General features: G+C 53.5%; 16 protein-coding genes. 7 read left to right on the top strand and 9 right to left on the bottom strand.

Annotation, left to right across the window (positions count from 1 at the left end; all coding sequences use genetic code 11):
- The first annotated feature begins 33 nt into the window (after positions 1–33).
- Positions 34–177 carry a hypothetical protein gene (locus ACN1CO_RS03300; RefSeq protein ID WP_165439225.1) on the top strand — a complete coding sequence of 48 codons (144 nt, stop codon included), beginning with the start codon at positions 34–36 and terminating at the stop codon, positions 175–177.
- Positions 178–215: 38 nt separating this feature from the next.
- Positions 216–389: a hypothetical protein gene (locus ACN1CO_RS03305; RefSeq protein ID WP_010246427.1), complete on the top strand. Its 174-nt coding sequence runs from the start codon at positions 216–218 to the stop codon at positions 387–389.
- Here ACN1CO_RS03305 and ACN1CO_RS03310 read toward each other — a convergent pair whose 3' ends face one another.
- A complete protein-coding gene (locus ACN1CO_RS03310; protein WP_419137640.1) occupies positions 390–1,547 on the bottom strand; it encodes a beta-glucosidase in 1,158 nt (385 codons plus the stop codon).
- A gap of 155 nt (positions 1,548–1,702) precedes the next feature.
- Between ACN1CO_RS03310 and ACN1CO_RS03315 the strand changes: the two genes are divergently transcribed.
- The gene (locus ACN1CO_RS03315; protein WP_419137642.1) at positions 1,703–3,163 is read left to right on the top strand and encodes a phospholipase D family protein; all 1,461 of its coding nucleotides are present in this window, start codon (positions 1,703–1,705) and stop codon (positions 3,161–3,163) included.
- Positions 3,164–3,331: 168 nt separating this feature from the next.
- Here ACN1CO_RS03315 and mdoC read toward each other — a convergent pair whose 3' ends face one another.
- A complete protein-coding gene (mdoC, locus tag ACN1CO_RS03320; RefSeq protein ID WP_419137644.1) occupies positions 3,332–4,474 on the bottom strand; it encodes a glucans biosynthesis protein MdoC in 1,143 nt (380 codons plus the stop codon).
- Between the two features lie 268 nt (positions 4,475–4,742).
- On the opposite strand from mdoC, the gene ACN1CO_RS03325 reads away from it, so the two are divergent.
- The 3 genes from ACN1CO_RS03325 (at position 4,743) to ACN1CO_RS03335 (ending at position 9,193) form a co-directional block, all read left to right on the top strand.
- A complete protein-coding gene (locus ACN1CO_RS03325) occupies positions 4,743–6,278 on the top strand; it encodes a glucan biosynthesis protein G (RefSeq protein ID WP_175501468.1) in 1,536 nt (511 codons plus the stop codon).
- Positions 6,271–8,823, top strand: coding sequence for a glucans biosynthesis glucosyltransferase MdoH (gene mdoH / locus ACN1CO_RS03330; RefSeq protein WP_419137646.1), 2,553 nt, complete (start codon positions 6,271–6,273; stop codon positions 8,821–8,823). Before ACN1CO_RS03325 ends, mdoH begins: the two co-directional genes overlap by 8 nt.
- A gap of 130 nt (positions 8,824–8,953) precedes the next feature.
- A complete protein-coding gene (locus ACN1CO_RS03335) occupies positions 8,954–9,193 on the top strand; it encodes a YceK/YidQ family lipoprotein (protein WP_419137648.1) in 240 nt (79 codons plus the stop codon).
- On the opposite strand, the gene ACN1CO_RS03340 is transcribed toward ACN1CO_RS03335, so the two are convergent.
- From ACN1CO_RS03340 to ACN1CO_RS03350, 3 genes are all read right to left on the bottom strand, one after another.
- Positions 9,184–9,585 (bottom strand): MysB family protein, encoded by a 402-nt coding sequence (locus ACN1CO_RS03340; protein ID WP_419137650.1) that lies wholly within the window; start codon positions 9,583–9,585, stop codon positions 9,184–9,186. The genes ACN1CO_RS03335 and ACN1CO_RS03340 overlap by 10 nt on opposite strands.
- Positions 9,586–9,716: 131 nt before the next feature.
- Positions 9,717–9,983, bottom strand: coding sequence for a hypothetical protein (locus tag ACN1CO_RS03345; protein ID WP_255434135.1), 267 nt, complete (start codon positions 9,981–9,983; stop codon positions 9,717–9,719).
- A gap of 536 nt (positions 9,984–10,519) precedes the next feature.
- Positions 10,520–11,443, bottom strand: coding sequence for a Kdo(2)-lipid IV(A) acyltransferase (locus ACN1CO_RS03350; protein WP_419137652.1), 924 nt, complete (start codon positions 11,441–11,443; stop codon positions 10,520–10,522).
- Positions 11,444–11,696: 253 nt separating this feature from the next.
- Between ACN1CO_RS03350 and ACN1CO_RS03355 the strand changes: the two genes are divergently transcribed.
- Positions 11,697–12,746, top strand: a complete 1,050-nt coding sequence (locus ACN1CO_RS03355) for a rhodanese-related sulfurtransferase (RefSeq protein WP_419137654.1) — start codon at positions 11,697–11,699, stop codon at positions 12,744–12,746.
- 39 nt (positions 12,747–12,785) lie between these two features.
- Here the strand turns inward: ACN1CO_RS03355 and ACN1CO_RS03360 are convergent, their stop codons facing one another.
- From ACN1CO_RS03360 to bssS, 4 genes are all read right to left on the bottom strand, one after another.
- Positions 12,786–13,361 (bottom strand): YceI family protein, encoded by a 576-nt coding sequence (locus ACN1CO_RS03360; protein WP_419137656.1) that lies wholly within the window; start codon positions 13,359–13,361, stop codon positions 12,786–12,788.
- Position 13,362: 1 nt separating this feature from the next.
- A complete protein-coding gene (locus ACN1CO_RS03365; protein WP_419137658.1) occupies positions 13,363–13,938 on the bottom strand; it encodes a cytochrome b in 576 nt (191 codons plus the stop codon).
- Positions 13,939–14,233: 295 nt separating this feature from the next.
- Positions 14,234–15,346: an N-methyl-L-tryptophan oxidase gene (gene solA, locus ACN1CO_RS03370; protein ID WP_419137660.1), complete on the bottom strand. Its 1,113-nt coding sequence runs from the start codon at positions 15,344–15,346 to the stop codon at positions 14,234–14,236.
- A 94-nt stretch (positions 15,347–15,440) separates the two neighbouring features.
- Positions 15,441–15,695: a biofilm formation regulator BssS gene (gene bssS, locus ACN1CO_RS03375; protein WP_003849911.1), complete on the bottom strand. Its 255-nt coding sequence runs from the start codon at positions 15,693–15,695 to the stop codon at positions 15,441–15,443.
- Positions 15,696–15,698: the final 3 nt, after the last annotated feature.

Genomic DNA, 15,698 nt, shown 5'->3' on the forward strand with positions numbered 1-15,698 from the left:
TTCCGGCGGCCCCTATTTTTTCACAGGATAGTTATGTCTTTGCCCTCGCCACCCGACGATCACGATGAGCCAATTCGCCAGTCACTTGACGATGCGCACTTTGCGATAGTGGTGCTTGCGGTGACCTCGGTAACGCTTATAATCTTTGTCCTGATGATTACGCTCTGGATGAGCTGACACGCACTGGATTCAACGGATTGAATAAGGAGAAGGCGATGGACTCCGGAGATGACAAATTAATCGCAATTATCGGTTTGCTGGCGGCCTGCCTCATCGGGGTCACCTTCCTGTTTACTATGGTCTGGCTGACCGACGTACGTCATCCTGCCGATCCCTCCCTCGACGTTCGCTCCTGTTACCCCAAAAAGCCCCCCTCTCAGCATGTCTGATTACGCATTACGCGTGGCAAATTTAATCTGCTGACTGCGTAACACCAGCGACAGAGACTCATGCAGGTTACGGTTGCCATTCGGATCGGCTAATCCCAGCAGCGGACCCGGCGAACGCCGATCATCCGCCCAGGCGGGATACTCCACCACCGGATAGAGCGAAATGCCCTCCACCGCAATGCCCTGATCCAGCGCCACAGCCACGTTTTCACTGATCTCCTGCAGCCAGGGGGCGCGCGCGTCGCCCTCTGCGCCGGTTTCGGCAATCAGCATCGGCCGCTGGTAGCGCTGCCAGCACTGCGCCAGCAAAATATGCAGCGGAACACGCGCCGGATCCTCCAGCGACATGGGCTGATTGGGGAAAAACCAGTGGTTGTCGGGATAGTAGTTCAGGCCGAGAATATCCAGGCAATCTTCACTGCCGCCTAACTCTTTATCGACGCGACCGGCCAGCATATCCCAGGCTTCGAACTGTGCCTGATGCTGGGCATCGGCATAGGGTTTGCTGTCGGGGTTATCGGGATGATGGGCAATTTGTACCAGCGGGTCGGTCAGGACAAAACGTGCTTCCGGATAGACTTCGCGAATGGCATGAATGGCGGCCAGCGAGGCGCGGACCAGCTGACGCTTCAGCTCTTTACCGCGATTCGCAGCATGAGGATTTAACCAGGCCACATCCGCCCCGGCCCATGACCAGAATGAGATTTGATTCACCGGCGTAAAGAAGGGGTGTTCGATGCCTTCATCGCGCATCAGTTGTGCCATCGCGCGGGCGAAACGACTAAAATGGTCAACAAATTCGGCTTTCCAGATATTAAGATGATCGGGATAGCCAAAGTGCGCCAGCTCCCAGATGATCTCCATCTGCTGTCGTCGCGCCGCTTCTACCATCGGCAGAAAGCTTTGCCAGTCATACTGTCCGGGGATCTTTTCAATCAGATGCCAGCGCGCACCGTCTCGCGCGGTGAGCAGATGCTGCTCAGCCAGCGCGGCATAATCTTTTTCCAGCAGCATATCGTGGCCGCTGGTGGAGACCATATCGAGCCGTTTGCCCGGCGTACGGCAGGCGGTGGAGCAGGGGAAACTTCCCTGGAAAAAGCTGCGAAACAGGCTGGGATGGTAGCGCTGGCGGGTATCTGTAAGGGGTTGATGAGACATATTCCTCTCCTGCCGGGCTAATGCCGGTCACAGATCGTCCGGTTAAGTCTAGACTAAAAAACGCCCGTGACCGCCTGCTCATTCGGAACAGAGGTATAGCGCCAGAGGTCGGGCCGGGGAATAATAAAAATAACTGCATTTTACAGGGAATTGTCATGACCGAAGCGTTTGAGCTCTCCCAGCCATTGGAACGTAGCAGCTGGCTGGAAACACAGCTGGAGCCAGAATGTCAGCGCCATCCGGGGCTGAGCGGTGTTCATCAGCTGAGCGACGGACTGGATGCTTTTGCTGCCCGCTATCTGCTGATACAAAAAGCGGAGCGTTCACTCGATATTCAGTACTACATCTGGCAAAACGATCTCTCTGGCCGGTTGCTGTTCAGCGCCTTGCTGGAGGCGGCCCGTCGCGGCGTGAAGGTGCGACTGTTGCTGGATGACAACAATACGCCGGGCCTGGACGATACGCTGGCTCAGCTCAACCGCCATCCCAATATCGAAGTGCGGCTTTTTAATCCGTTCTCGTTTCGTACCCTGCGTGCGCTGGGCTATCTCACCGATTTTGCCCGTCTGAACCGCCGCATGCACAACAAGAGCTTTACGGTGGATGGTGTCACGACCGTGGTGGGTGGACGTAATATCGGCGACGAATATTTCGGCACCGGCAATGAACCGCTGTTTGCCGATCTGGACGTGATGGCCATTGGCCCGGTGGTGAAAGAGGTCGCAGAGGATTTTGAGCGCTACTGGCGGAGTAAGCCGGTCTCGCCATTGCAACAGGTGCTGGATGAAGATGAACCGGAAGAGGACAGTGTGAGTCTGCCACCCGAATGGCGTCACAGTGAACCGGTACAGCGCTACCTTCAGCGACTGGAAAACTCTTCGCTGCTGCAGGAGCTGGAAGAGGGCACGCTGGACCTGACGTGGGCAAAAGCGCGCCTGCTGAGCGACGATCCGCGTAAAGGGCTGGGCAAAGCGCGCGCCAGAAGCCTGCTGCCGCAGCGGATGCTCGAGGTGATTGGCACGCCGCAGGAGCAGTTCGATATTATCTCTGCCTACTTTGTGCCGACCCGCGCTGGCGTTGCACAGTTGCTGTCGCTAAGGCGTAAAGGGGTGAAAATTGCCATTCTGACCAACTCGCTGGCGGCCAACGATGTGTCGATTGTGCATGCCGGTTACGCCAAGTGGCGCAAGAAACTGCTGCGGCATGGTATCGCACTCTATGAGCTGAAACCGCAGGCGGGCGTGCCCGATGCCCCGCACGACCGGGGCTTAACCGGTAACTCTGGCTCGAGTCTGCATGCCAAAACCTTCTCAGTGGATCAAAAGACGCTGTTTATCGGCTCATTTAACTTCGATCCCCGCTCCGCGGTGCTGAATACCGAGATGGGGCTGGTGATCGAGAGTGCGGCGCTGGCCGCAGAGACGCATCAGCGCTTCAGCCAGTCCATGCGCGATCGGGCATGGACGCTGCGGCTGGATAAGTGGGGAAGGGTCAACTGGCTGGAGTATCCGGATGAGCCGCAGCAGATCGTGCACAAACACGAGCCTGGCTGCTCCTGGTGGCAACGGCTTCAGGTGCGATTGGTGTGGAGACTGCCGATTGAGTGGCTGCTGTAAGATCCAGGATGGACCCTGCGCGGGCTCAGGGAGCATACGCCCTTCGCAAAGACGCAAAACCCGCCATCCATGGCGGGCTCAGCGCGGGCCATCCCTGGCCCGCTATGCTTTGCTACTGGCGTTTGCTCCCATCGCTTTAAGTTTTTGTGCTGTCTGTATATAACAGCATCAATTCCCTTGTCCGGCCTGTTTACGCTCAAACTTCCCGGAGAACAGGAACCGCAGCAGCGGGATGCGCAGGTGAATCTCATACAGCAGAAACGCAATGCCAAACACCATCAGCAGGCCAACGAAGAAGCCCAGCGTGTTGTTTTCAATCCGTGGCGTGACATAAATGCCATACAGCAACGTCAGCGGATGGTGCACCAGATAGATAAACAGCGACGCATTGACCAGATACATGATGCGCGGCGAATGGGCGTTCAGCAGTTTGTGACCGAAGCAGAAGCAGACGTTCAGCATGCAGAGGCCCATCAGCGTCGTGATAATCGCGTCCAGCTCATACAACCAGCCATCGCCACTGCTCAGACGCTGATTAGCACAGTAGGCGACAAACATCACCACCGCGCCAATCCACATCACCGGATTAAACCGCACAAACAGCTGCTTGAGCGGTGGATGCTTCCACGCCAGCGCGCCCAGCATAAAGAACGGCAGATAGAAGAGCGTCTGCATCACAATAAAGTTGAACAGGCCATCCATCAGCCAGTCAGGCTGGAAAATAAATACCAGACGGCGGAACACACACCACACCAGTGCCCACGCCAGCACGCCAGCGGTCAGTGTGCCCCAGCCAACCCGGGAGTAATCAATGGTGCGATGCTGATCGCGCAGCCAGCGGAACGTCACCATACCCAGCGTGGTCAGCATCACCAGCACGACCAGGAACCACAGATGCGAAATCAGCTCCCATACCAGGTTATTAAACTTCTGATAGGGCGTGAATCGGGGCCAGTCAGCCAGCTTATCGGTCCACTCTTTCAGCATGAAAAACTGCGGCAGCGTGAGCAGCGGAACGGCGGTGAGGAGCGGGATCCCCACACGCTCCAGTCGCACTTTCAGGAAGCGACGCGGCTGATAGCGCAGATACAGCATGTAGGAGAAGTATCCCGAGATGACAAAAAACACCTGCATACGAAACGCATGAATAAAATCGTTCAGCAGCGTCAGCCAAAGTGAGGCCTCATGACTGTTTACTGCCCATTTCTGCGCGGAGTAGATGAGGGAAACGTGAAACGGCACCCCCAGTAACATCAGATACGCGCGGATGGAGTCGAGGAAGTATTCACGTTCAGGTTTTACAGTACTCATAAAGTTCCAGTTCGTTAGTACGTTTAGCCGGTTTCACCCTGAAACCGGATTATGCTCTGTGAAAATTCTACCTGGGATAAACCAGGTATACTATCAGTGGAATCCGTAGTGTCTAATTGTCCTAAAAGTAGCGTAATGCCAGACGAAATGCGGGAACAATGTTGCGCATAAGCTGTCGGAAAACCGAATAATCCTTTAAGATAAACGGGTTTGATTTAAGCACACGAAAGGGGGGGATGTGCTGACTAAAGAAAAAAATAAAGCCGGACTGATGAAGGTACGCTGGATTGGTACTGCAGTTCTGCTGGCGTTGTACGCCAATAACAGTTGGGCGTTTAACATCGATGATGTAGCCAAACAAGCCAAAGCGTTGGCAGGGAAAAGCTTCGAAGCGCCTAAAAGCAATTTACCCTCTCAATTTCGTGAAATGAAATTTGCTGATTACCAGCAGATCCAGTTTAACCACGATAAAGCGTATTGGGGCAAACTGCGCACGCCATTCAAGCTGGAGTTCTATCATCAGGGTATGTATTTCGATACTCCGGTGCAGATCAACGAAGTGACCGGCAGCGCGGTGCGCGAGATTAAATACAACCCCGATTATTTTAATTTCGGTAATGTAAAACATGACGCGGAAGCGGTGAAAAACCTCGGATTTGCGGGTTTCAAAGTGCTTTACCCACTCAACAACAAGGGTAAAAACGATGAGATCGCCAGCTTCCTGGGCGCGAGCTATTTCCGTGTGATCGGTGCCGGTCAGGTGTATGGCCTGTCGGCGCGTGGCCTTGCCATCGATACGGCCTTGCCGTCCGGTGAAGAGTTCCCGCGCTTCAAAGAGTTCTGGATTCAGCGTCCTAAACCACAGGACAAGCAACTGGTGATCTACGCACTGCTCGATTCGCCGCGTGCGGCGGGTGCGTATCGCTTTGTGCTGCATCCGGGTGAAGCGTCAACGGTTGACGTGCAGTCAAAAGTTTACCTGCGTGATAACGTCGGCAAACTGGGTATCGCACCGCTGACCAGTATGTTCCTGTTTGGTCAGAACCAGCCTTCAACGGTGAACAACTTCCGTCCGGCACTGCACGACTCTGATGGTCTCTCTATCCATAATGGCAACGGGGAGTGGATTTGGCGTCCGCTGAATAACCCGCGTCATCTGGCGGTGAGCACCTTCACCATCGAGAATCCGAAAGGTTTTGGTCTGCTGCAGCGTGGGCGTGACTTTGACAACTATCAGGATCTCGATGACCGCTACGACCTGCGTCCAAGCGGCTGGGTTGAGCCAATCGGCGACTGGGGTAAAGGCCGGGTTGAACTGGTTGAAATCCCGACGGCTGATGAAACCAACGACAACATCGTTGCGTTCTGGACGCCAGAGACGCTGCCAGAGCCTGGCAAAGAGATGAACTTCAAGTATCGTCTGCACTTCTCGCGCGACGAAAACCAGCTGCACTCCGATGATACCGCCTGGGTCAAAAACACCCTGCGTTCAGCGGGTGACGTGAAGCAGTCTAATCTGGTGCGTCAGCCGGATGGCACCGTGGCTTTCACCATCGACTTCGTGGGTAAAGACATGAGCAAGATGGCGGAAAACAGTCAGGTGGCACCGCAGGTCAGCGTCGGTAAAAATGCTGATGTGGTTGAGCAGAGCGTACGTTATAACCCGGTCACCAAAGGCTGGCGTCTGGTGTTGCGTCTGCGTGTGAAAGATGCCAAGCAGTCCACAGAAATGCGTGCGGCCTTGGTTAGCGGCGACAAGACATTGACGGAAACCTGGAGCTATCAGTTACCTGCCAATGAATAAATCGACTTTTACACCTCAACGTTATGTGGAATCTCTGCCGCTGGATGCGGCAGGGAAGGCTCGCCTGAGCGTCTCATTGCAGAATGCCGGCGAGTTCCACTTCATCCATGATGCGCTGGGAAGGGATGTCGCAGCCAGTGATCGTCCCGATGATGCGCCGTTAAAATCGGTCTCATCGCGGGTTGAAATGGCCTGGCCCGATTCGCTGGCCGACGGTCAGCAGTTGGGTAAAGATTATCTCGACCGCACTACGCTGAAGGCGATGCCGAAGGTCAAACGCTCACTGATGTTCCCGGAAGCGTGGCGTACCAACCCGGTCGCCCGTGCCTGGGACTCACTGCGTGGACACAAAACGATTCCGCGTTATACCAACGCGGAAGAGCGGCGTGCCGAAGAGAAGTGGCGTCATGTGGGTTCGATTCGCCGCTACATTCTGTTGATCCTGACGATTTTCCAGACCGTGGTCGCCACCTGGTATATGAAGAGTATTCTGCCTTATCAGGGCTGGACGCTTCTGGACCCGATGGAGATGATCAACCAGAACTGGCAGCAGTCAGTGATGCAGATCCTGCCTTATCTGTTGCAGACCGGGATCCTGTTCCTGTTTGCGATACTCTTCTGCTGGGTCTCTGCCGGCTTCTGGACGGCCCTGATGGGCTTCCTGCAGCTGCTGATTGGACGTGACAAATACAGTATCTCGTATTCAACGGTTGGAGATGAGCCGCTTAATCCGGAACATCGTACCGCGCTGATTATGCCGATCTGTAATGAAGACGTTGAGCGTGTCTATGCCGGTTTACGTGCGACCTGGGAATCCGTGGTTCGCACCGGTAACGCTGAACACTTTGACGTCTACATCCTCAGCGACAGCTACGATGCGGATATCGCCATTGCCGAACAGAAAGCCTGGATGGAACTGGTGCGGGATGTCGGTGGGGCAGGCAAGATCTTCTATCGTCGTCGTCGTCGTCGTGTGAAGCGTAAAAGCGGCAACATCGATGACTTCTGCCGTCGCTGGGGCAGCAACTACAGCTACATGGTCGTGCTGGATGCCGATAGCGTCATGAGCGGTGAGTGTCTCACCGGTCTGGTACGCATGATGGATGCGAACCCGAATGCCGGGATCATCCAGTCGTCGCCGAAAGCATCGGGTATGGATACGCTGTATGCACGTTGTCAGCAGTTTGCGACCCGCGTCTATGGTCCGCTGTTCACGGCTGGTCTGCACTTCTGGCAGCTGGGCGAGTCTCACTACTGGGGTCACAACGCGATTATCCGCGTGAAACCCTTTATTGAGCACTGTGCGCTGGCTCCGTTACCGGGCGAGGGCTCCTTTGCCGGTTCGATCATGTCGCATGACTTCGTAGAAGCTGCGCTGATGCGTCGTGCTGGCTGGGGTGTCTGGATTGCCTATGACCTGCCGGGTTCCTATGAAGAGCTGCCACCGAACCTGCTGGATGAGCTGAAGCGTGACCGTCGCTGGTGTCACGGTAACCTGATGAACTTCCGCCTGTTCCTGGTTAAAGGGATGCACCCGGTTCACCGTGCGGTGTTCCTGACCGGTGTTATGTCTTACCTGTCGGCTCCGCTGTGGTTTATGTTCCTGGCGCTATCCACTGCCTTACAGGTGGTGCATACGCTGATGGAACCGACTTACTTCCTGCAACCGAGGCAGCTGTTCCCGGTCTGGCCGCAGTGGCGTCCGGAGCTGGCGATAGCGCTGTTCTCCACCACCATGGTGCTGCTGTTCCTGCCGAAGATGCTGAGTGTAGTGCTGATCTGGTTTAAAGGATCGAAGGCCTACGGTGGCCCTCTGCGCCTGCTGGCTTCACTGGTGCTGGAAACGCTGTTCTCGGTGCTGCTGGCACCGGTGCGTATGCTGTTCCATACGGTGTTCGTCGTCAGCGCTTTCCTTGGCTGGGAAGTCGTGTGGAACTCACCGCAGCGTGATGACGATGCCACTCCGTGGAGCGAGGCGTTTAAACGTCACGGTTCGCAGATGGCATTGGGTCTGGTATGGGCGACGGGTATGGGACTGCTGGATCTTAACTTCCTGTGGTGGCTGGCGCCGATTGTCTTCTCACTGATCCTGTCGCCGTTTGTATCGGTGATGTCGAGCCGCTCAACCCTGGGTATCAAGAGCAAGAAAGCCAAACTGTTCCTGATCCCGGAAGAGTACTCGCCGCCGCAGGAGCTGGTGGATACCGATCGCTATGTGGTGCTGAACCGTGAGCGTGCGCTGGAAAATGGCTTTATGCATGCCTTGTTCCATCCTGCCTTTAACGCACTGGCAACCGCACTGGCGACATCGCGCCACCGCCAGAGCCAGTTACTGGACTATGCCCGTGACCGTCGTGTGGATCAGGCGCTGAGCGATTCGCCGGATAAACTGGGTCGCGAACAGCGTCTGCAGTTGATCAGCGATCCGGTGGTGCTGGCCCGTGTCCATACCCGACTATGGGAAAATGCGGACAAGTATCATCAGTGGGTCGAGAGTTATCAGAAGCTTAACCTCAACCCGAACGCGCTGGCAAAAAACGCGTAATCTGAAAAAGCGGCAGCGATGCCGCTTTTTTTATCGGATTAAAACAGCGATTCGCTGATAAATTATTTGCTGGCAGTCACCGCGAGTAGCGCGTGACGATCTCAACGGCTGTGTATGGCGGATATCAGTGGTGAAAGCGTTCTTAAAGGCTGGAGTTGTCGCAGCAGGGGTGCTCTGCTTAAGCGGATGCGGCAGTATTATCAGTCGCACCATCCCCGGGCAGGGGCACGGTAATCAGTACTATCCCGGCGTACAGTGGGATGTACGCGACAGCGGGTGGCGGGTCTTAACGATCCTCGATTTACCGCTGTCGCTGGTGGTTGACACCCTGTTGTTGCCGGTGGATGCCAGTCACGGTCCTTACGAGTAACTGCGATCGGAGTCGCTGTTATCATCTTCCCACTCTTGTGCTGCGGCTTCACCCTCTTCGGTGTCCAGCGGCGGCTCAAGCTGGAATTCGCCGTCATCCCACTCGTGCAGGGTATTTTCCGCTAACCACTCCTGACGCAGTTCAACTTCATCAAAGTCAGCATCAAAGATCGCCTGTGCGGCTTCACCGCTGCGGAAGGGCAGACATTCGCCTGCTTCACCTTCATCGGCCATAAACTCAGCCTGCCACATGATATCGCCATCCTGCATCACATACTTCTGCAGGCCAAACTGGCTGATCGATGCTTCTGCTTCATCTACCTCAGGGTTATTAGCGAGGTACTCTTCACGTGCAGCATCAATCGCTTCCTCTAATGTACTGTACATGCTCATCGATCTTCTCCTTACCGGGTTCAATAACTGCAGATTCATTGGATTTCAGTGAAGGATAGACGAAATTCAGGGGAGGGAAAGGGCGGGCTAGTGCAACTGGCGGGAAATAAACCATTTCCCGCCAGTCAGGGTCAGATCATCTTTTGCGGGAAGTGCAGAACGGGTTGAACGGAGTCATGAATCACGGGGGCTGAGTAACGGATACAACATTTTATACAGGGCTTAACTTTCTTAAAGTTAATTCTGGCGATAGAGAGTGCCTGACTCAGATTATATAAGGTGCCGATGAATATGACCTCTTCTTTGTCAGGCATACGTTTGCACCCCTTACGATGAAGAAAATGATAATTGTCCTGATCGGTACCAATAGTGACGTAATAGTAGAGACCTTTGTTCATATTAACTGTCCCATTAGAGGTTTGCTGTGTTGTCTTTTTATAATTTTGGCCAGAGCCGTTAAACGTCTGACTGTCACGAAAGAAACTACCGATAAGCTTAAATGACTTCAAATTCCATAACGGTCTATCGGGCTGTTAAAAAAATGTAAAATGGAATATAAGCCAAATTCTCAAGGCAATAGCTTGTAAAATAAGTTAATTTTTATCGATTCATAAGCGGTGAGATACCGTTAAGAGCAGCTAAATAGGATTAGGCCTGGCATGCAGAATAATCAGCGCCATAACACATTTAATAAAGGTCGCTGCAATATTAATTAATATTATCCGAAACAGGCTACATGACGCCTGCCGGCCTGTTAATTGATTAGCGATTTTAACTTCAGACAGATAAAAATTATATTATGAATATAGAGGTTTATTAATGGCTGGACCTGCGGTTTCGCTTAAAAGCGGAGTCAGCAATGCGCGACCTATTTATTTAGCAGGGAGTGGAGTAAAACGCGCTAAATGCCTGGCGGACATTCAGCGCGAACACATTAATAGCGGGACGGTTCGCCCTCGGGGCGGGTTTTAAAGCGGCGGTGGAGCCACATGTACTGTTCAGGTGCCAGCAGCACACCTTCTTCAACCACCTGATTCATTCTGGCTGCGGTCGCGACATCACTTTCCAGCGAGAATTCGCCGCTGATGTCGGGCAATATCATCAGTTCATAGCCGCGACCGCCAGGCAGACGACGCGGCACGAAAGGAATGACAGCCGGTTTACCGGTGCGGATCAGCAGATGCGTTCCCACCGTGGTGGCCGCCTTTTCCACGGCAAAGAAGGGCACAAAGACGCTGCTGCGTGGGCCATAATCGTGATCGGGTGCATACCAGATAATGTCGCCGTGCTTCAGCGCCCGGATCATGCCTTTAAGATCTTTACGGTCCAGCATGCTTTTGTTGGATCGCATGCGGCCTTTAACCTGCAGCCAGTCGATCAATTTGTTGTCATTAGGGCGATAGACACCAATGCCTGGATTGTGGATACCAAACATGCGCGCACCAATTTCCAGCGTCAGAAAGTGCATGCCGATGAGCAGCACGCCGCGCTGACTGTCGCGCGCCTGCTGAATATGCTCCAGCCCTGAAGGCTTATGCCATTTATTGATGCGCCAGTCAGGCCAGAACCACGCCATACCGGTTTCAATTAATCCCATGCCAACCGATTCGAAATTGTGCTTAACCATCGCTTCGCGTTCATTGAACGGCATATCCGGAAAACTTAATTCCAGATTACGACGGGAGATATTGACGCGCTGCTTCATAAAACGCATCCCAATACGACCAATATTGCAGCCGAGAACATAGAGCAGGGGATAAGGAAGTAGCACCAAAAGATAAAGTGAAGCGACACCCAGCCAGGTCAGCCAATAGCGCGGGTGAAGCAGTTCTCGTGAAAACTGAGGCAACTGGGTCATGTGAAAGAGTATTTTCCTGCGTCGCGCACCGTGCGGTGCTGATATCTCATTGATTTTGGCTATTGTGCCAGTTTTTATCGTGCGTATAAATATCACTGGCAGAACAGGCTACTGCAGGCTGGCGTTAACAATCCAGATGGCGCCGGAAAAAACAGCAATTAATGTTCAATTCTGACACTGGCCTTTGCATCCCGGTGAAATCAGGTATCATGTGCCCGCTAAATTTCTCCTATTGATAACAGGAAAGAACACCATGCCAGTGTTACATAACCTCGTTTCCAATAAAGAGCTGAAGGCGCGCATGCTGGCTGAAACTGAGCCGCGCACTACTGTCTCTTTTTATAAATATTTCCAGATTGCCGATCCTAAAGCATTCCGTGACGCGCTCTACCTTGGCCTGACGGCACTTAAGGTGTTTGGCCGCGTCTATGTGGCGCACGAAGGGATTAATGCGCAGATCAGCGTGCCCGCCAGCCAGTATGAAAAGATGAAAGCATGGCTGTATAGCTTTGATCCGGCGCTGAACAACCTGCGCATGAATATTGCGCTGGATGATGATGGGAAATCGTTCTGGGTATTGCGTCTGAAAGTGCGTGACCGCATTGTCGCGGACGGTATTGAAGACGACAGCTTTGATGCCAGCGACGTGGGTCAGTATCTGAAAGCGGCCGAAGTTAACGCCATGCTGGACGATCCTGACGCCCTGTTCGTGGATATGCGTAACCACTACGAATATGAAGTGGGTCGCTTCGACAATGCGCTGGAAGTGCCCGCTGATACCTTCCGCGATCAGCTGCCGATGGCCGTTGATATGCTGCAGGATAAGAAAGACAAAAAGATCGTGATGTACTGCACCGGCGGGATCCGCTGTGAAAAGGCCAGCGCCTGGATGCGGCATAACGGCTTTGAGGATGTCTATCACATCGAAGGCGGCATCATTGAATATGCCCGACGCGCGCGTGAGCAGGGTTTACCGGTACGCTTCAAAGGCAAAAACTTTGTGTTTGATGAGCGGATGGGTGAGCGCATCTCTGACGACGTGCTGTCGAACTGTCATCAGTGCGGCGAACCCTGCGACACTCACGTCAATTGCGTGAATGACGGCTGTCATCTGCTGTTTATTCAGTGCAAAAACTGTGCAGAGAAGTTTGAGAACTGTTGCAGCCCGATCTGTCAGGAAGAGGCAAAACTCTCTCCGGAAGAGCAGCGTGCTCGCCGGGCGGGACGTGAAAATGGCAACAAAATCTTTAACAAGTCGCGTGGCCTGTTAAATATGACCATTCCCTCGCCAGTGAAAAAATAATCATGGCCGCCTGAAGTCAGCTTCAGGCGGCGTATTGTTTTACTGACGCACACCTTCAACCGAAATCATCAGCTGAACCTTCTGCGACGCTGGCCCCAGATCTTTGGTGATGTTGAAATCTTTCAGCGCAATTTCTCCCTCGGCTTCAAAGCCAGCGCGGTAGCCGCCCCACGGGTCTTTACCTTCACCCAGCATTTTCGCCTCCAGCGTCACCGGTTTTGTCACGCCATTCAGCGTAAGATCGCCGGTAATTTTCAGCTCATCACCCTCTTTCTTCACCTCTGTGGATTTGAACGTGGCCTGCGGGTTTTTGCTGGTGTTCAGGAAGTCAGCGCTGCGCAGATGCTTGTCACGTTCAGCGTGGTTGGTATCGACGCTACTGGTGTTAATCGTGACGTCGACTTTATCTGCGGCTGGATTCTTCTCATCAAAGGTGAAGCTGCCATCGAAATCTTTAAAGGTGCCGTAGAGCCAGCTGTAACCCAGATGCTGAATACGGAACTGAATAAAGGCGTGCTGGCCTTCTTTATCGATTTTGTAGTCTGCGGCATTGGCCGTCATTGAGCCGAGCAGCAGGCTGGCACCGGTCATCGCCAGCAGAGTCTTCTTGAACATATTATTGATCCTTTTCAGAGGGAGAAGGGATGCGTAAACCTGACATCCGTTTTAAGGTGATATCGTGATCGATAAAGTGATGTTTTAGCGCAGCCAGACCATGCAGCACTGACAGGACCACAACCGTCCAGGCCAGCCAGAGGTGAATGTCGCCGGCAAGGTCAGCCTGTTCGCCTGCACCGCTGAACAGCGCGGGCAGGGTAAACCAGTTAAATACAGCGATCGGTTTGCCATCGGCGGTGGAAATCAGATAGCCACTGATCAGAATGGCCAGCAGCAGGGTATACAGCAACAGGTGCGCCACCACCGAACTGATGCGCACCAGCGGGGAATAACTGCTCAGCGGTTTGGGCGGCGGTGAAATAACACGCCACACCAGGCGAACAATCAGCGTCAGCAACAGAATCACGCCAATGCTTTTATGAATTTCCGGTGCGTCGTGGTACCAGCTATCGTAGTAGCCCAGTCCTGTCATCCATAATCCCAGCGCAAACATGGCATAGATCGCCAGCGCCATTGACCAGTGCAGCAGCACGGCAACCAGTCCAAACTGATGAGGTAAATTGCGTAATAACATAATGTGGTTTTCATAAGAAATAATCTGAAATAAGCATCCACATTATGAAATATAAAAGCAATCGTCCTTACGCTTCTATAAGTTTTAATTTCTATTGTGAAACGGTTGAATAAAAAGGGCGGGAGATGCGCAATATTACTGAATGAGTTATCAGGGGCGGGAGGCTCGTCAACTAAAAAGAGCGGCAATTAACCCTAAGGGTCAAATAAAACAGCGCTGTTATGTCAGTATCGTTCAGTTCCCGTCAGTTAATGTCAGTCGGGCGGCACCGTCCTGATGCCACCCGTTATCAGAGTCAGAAGCGTGAAAGGCGGAAAGGCGTCAGGTCAAAGGAGAACGATTTATTCTGAGCGAATTCCGCAGCCAGTTCGCCTAATACGCTGGCAAATTTAAACCCGTGTCCGCTGAGTCCGGTAATTAATAAGCGATCGGGTTCACCCGGCAGAGTATCAATAATGAAGTCTTCATCCGGGCTGAAATCGTAGCTGCAGGCTTCGCCATGCAGACAGACACCCACGCCGGGTAAAAAATGACGGAGGAAACCAAAGGCTTCACTGCCATCGGCCGCTACCGCGCCAAAAGGTTTACGATCCTCCGGCTGCTGCATCAGCTGACCGCCATCATGACGACCCACTTTCAGGGCGTTGTTATCCGCCGGGAAGCCATAAAACTGGCTGCCATCCGCCATTTCCACGGTAAAGCCGGGAAACTTATTGTTTTCGCTGTAGCGACCATCAGCCTGATACCAGGCAAACACTTTACGCGTTGGGGCGACCGGCAGGTCAGGGACTAATTTACCGACCCAGGTGCCGGCGCTGACCAGCATTTTGCGGCCCCGGTAGATACCATCCAGGGTGGTGACCTGCTGCAGATCGCCATCACGACCCAGTTCAGTGACCGGGCAGTTAAACAGCTGCGCACAGCCCGCCTGTTCCGCAAGCTGAATCCAGCTGCGAACGGCCTGCTCACACTTTAGATAACCGGACTCCGGCTCAAAGACGCCCAGATAACCTTCAGGTACGTTGATTTGCGGCCAGCGCTTGCGCACTTCATCGGGCTGCATCACCTCGATGTTGAGCTGCCAGCGTGAGGCGCTGTCGATAACGTTCTGAATAAAAGGCGACTGAATCGGCGCAAGGTTGAGTACGCCGCTGCGATGCATGATGCGTTCACCGGCACGCTGTTCCAGCTCATCCCACAGCGTCTGCGCCCGCAGGACCAGGGGAACATAGCGTTCGCCTTCACCATAGGCGTGACGAATCAGCCGGCTCTCGCCATGATGCGTGCCCTGATTGTGGGGAGGATGGGCGCTGTCGATCATGAGTACCGACAAACCCGCCTGAGTGGCATAGTAGCCTGCGGCTGCGCCCACTGAGCCGCTGCCGACGACGATAAGATCATAAATCATGGTAACTACGCTCTAAGAGTCAGATAATCAAAAGCATACCAGAAACAGAAACGAAAAAGGCACCCCTGAGGGCGCCTCTTTGATGCGGCAGAAATTAATGCTTATTGAGGAGTCGTTCTATCTGCTCGGCTGATTCTATCTTGGCGATGCCCGCTTCGAGAATCGAGATAAACTGCCTTGCCACATCCGTTGTCAGCCAGTAAGTCGGGCCAACATCCGCTTCTTCTTCTTTTTGATCCTGCGACGACAGCGAGTGCAGGCGGATCATCATGGCGTCATAGCTATCAACGGTACTGATATCCCAGCCCACCAGCGGATGAGTCTGAATAACGTCTTTTCTTCTGTCCATTAT

This window comes from Pantoea sp. R13S299 (assembly GCF_048515925.1).
Lineage (GTDB): Bacteria > Pseudomonadota > Gammaproteobacteria > Enterobacterales > Enterobacteriaceae > Pantoea.

What these genes read in the sequence shown, in the direction of transcription:
- ACN1CO_RS03315 (WP_419137642.1), top strand. Translation starts at nt 1,703, where the DNA reads ATGACCGAAGCGTTTGAGCTCTCCCAGCCATTGGAACGTAGCAGCTGG.
- bssS (WP_003849911.1), bottom strand. Translation starts at nt 15,695, where the DNA reads ATGGACAGAAGAAAAGACGTTATTCAGACTCATCCGCTGGTGGGCTGG.
- ACN1CO_RS03345 (WP_255434135.1), bottom strand. Translation starts at nt 9,983, where the DNA reads ATGAACAAAGGTCTCTACTATTACGTCACTATTGGTACCGATCAGGAC.
- ACN1CO_RS03365 (WP_419137658.1), bottom strand. Translation starts at nt 13,938, where the DNA reads ATGTTATTACGCAATTTACCTCATCAGTTTGGACTGGTTGCCGTGCTG.
- ACN1CO_RS03300 (WP_165439225.1), top strand. Translation starts at nt 34, where the DNA reads ATGTCTTTGCCCTCGCCACCCGACGATCACGATGAGCCAATTCGCCAG.
- ACN1CO_RS03340 (WP_419137650.1), bottom strand. Translation starts at nt 9,585, where the DNA reads ATGAGCATGTACAGTACATTAGAGGAAGCGATTGATGCTGCACGTGAA.
- solA (WP_419137660.1), bottom strand. Translation starts at nt 15,346, where the DNA reads ATGATTTATGATCTTATCGTCGTCGGCAGCGGCTCAGTGGGCGCAGCC.
- ACN1CO_RS03360 (WP_419137656.1), bottom strand. Translation starts at nt 13,361, where the DNA reads ATGTTCAAGAAGACTCTGCTGGCGATGACCGGTGCCAGCCTGCTGCTC.
- ACN1CO_RS03350 (WP_419137652.1), bottom strand. Translation starts at nt 11,443, where the DNA reads ATGACCCAGTTGCCTCAGTTTTCACGAGAACTGCTTCACCCGCGCTAT.
- mdoC (WP_419137644.1), bottom strand. Translation starts at nt 4,474, where the DNA reads ATGAGTACTGTAAAACCTGAACGTGAATACTTCCTCGACTCCATCCGC.
- ACN1CO_RS03305 (WP_010246427.1), top strand. Translation starts at nt 216, where the DNA reads ATGGACTCCGGAGATGACAAATTAATCGCAATTATCGGTTTGCTGGCG.
- mdoH (WP_419137646.1), top strand. Translation starts at nt 6,271, where the DNA reads ATGAATAAATCGACTTTTACACCTCAACGTTATGTGGAATCTCTGCCG.
- ACN1CO_RS03355 (WP_419137654.1), top strand. Translation starts at nt 11,697, where the DNA reads ATGCCAGTGTTACATAACCTCGTTTCCAATAAAGAGCTGAAGGCGCGC.
- ACN1CO_RS03310 (WP_419137640.1), bottom strand. Translation starts at nt 1,547, where the DNA reads ATGTCTCATCAACCCCTTACAGATACCCGCCAGCGCTACCATCCCAGC.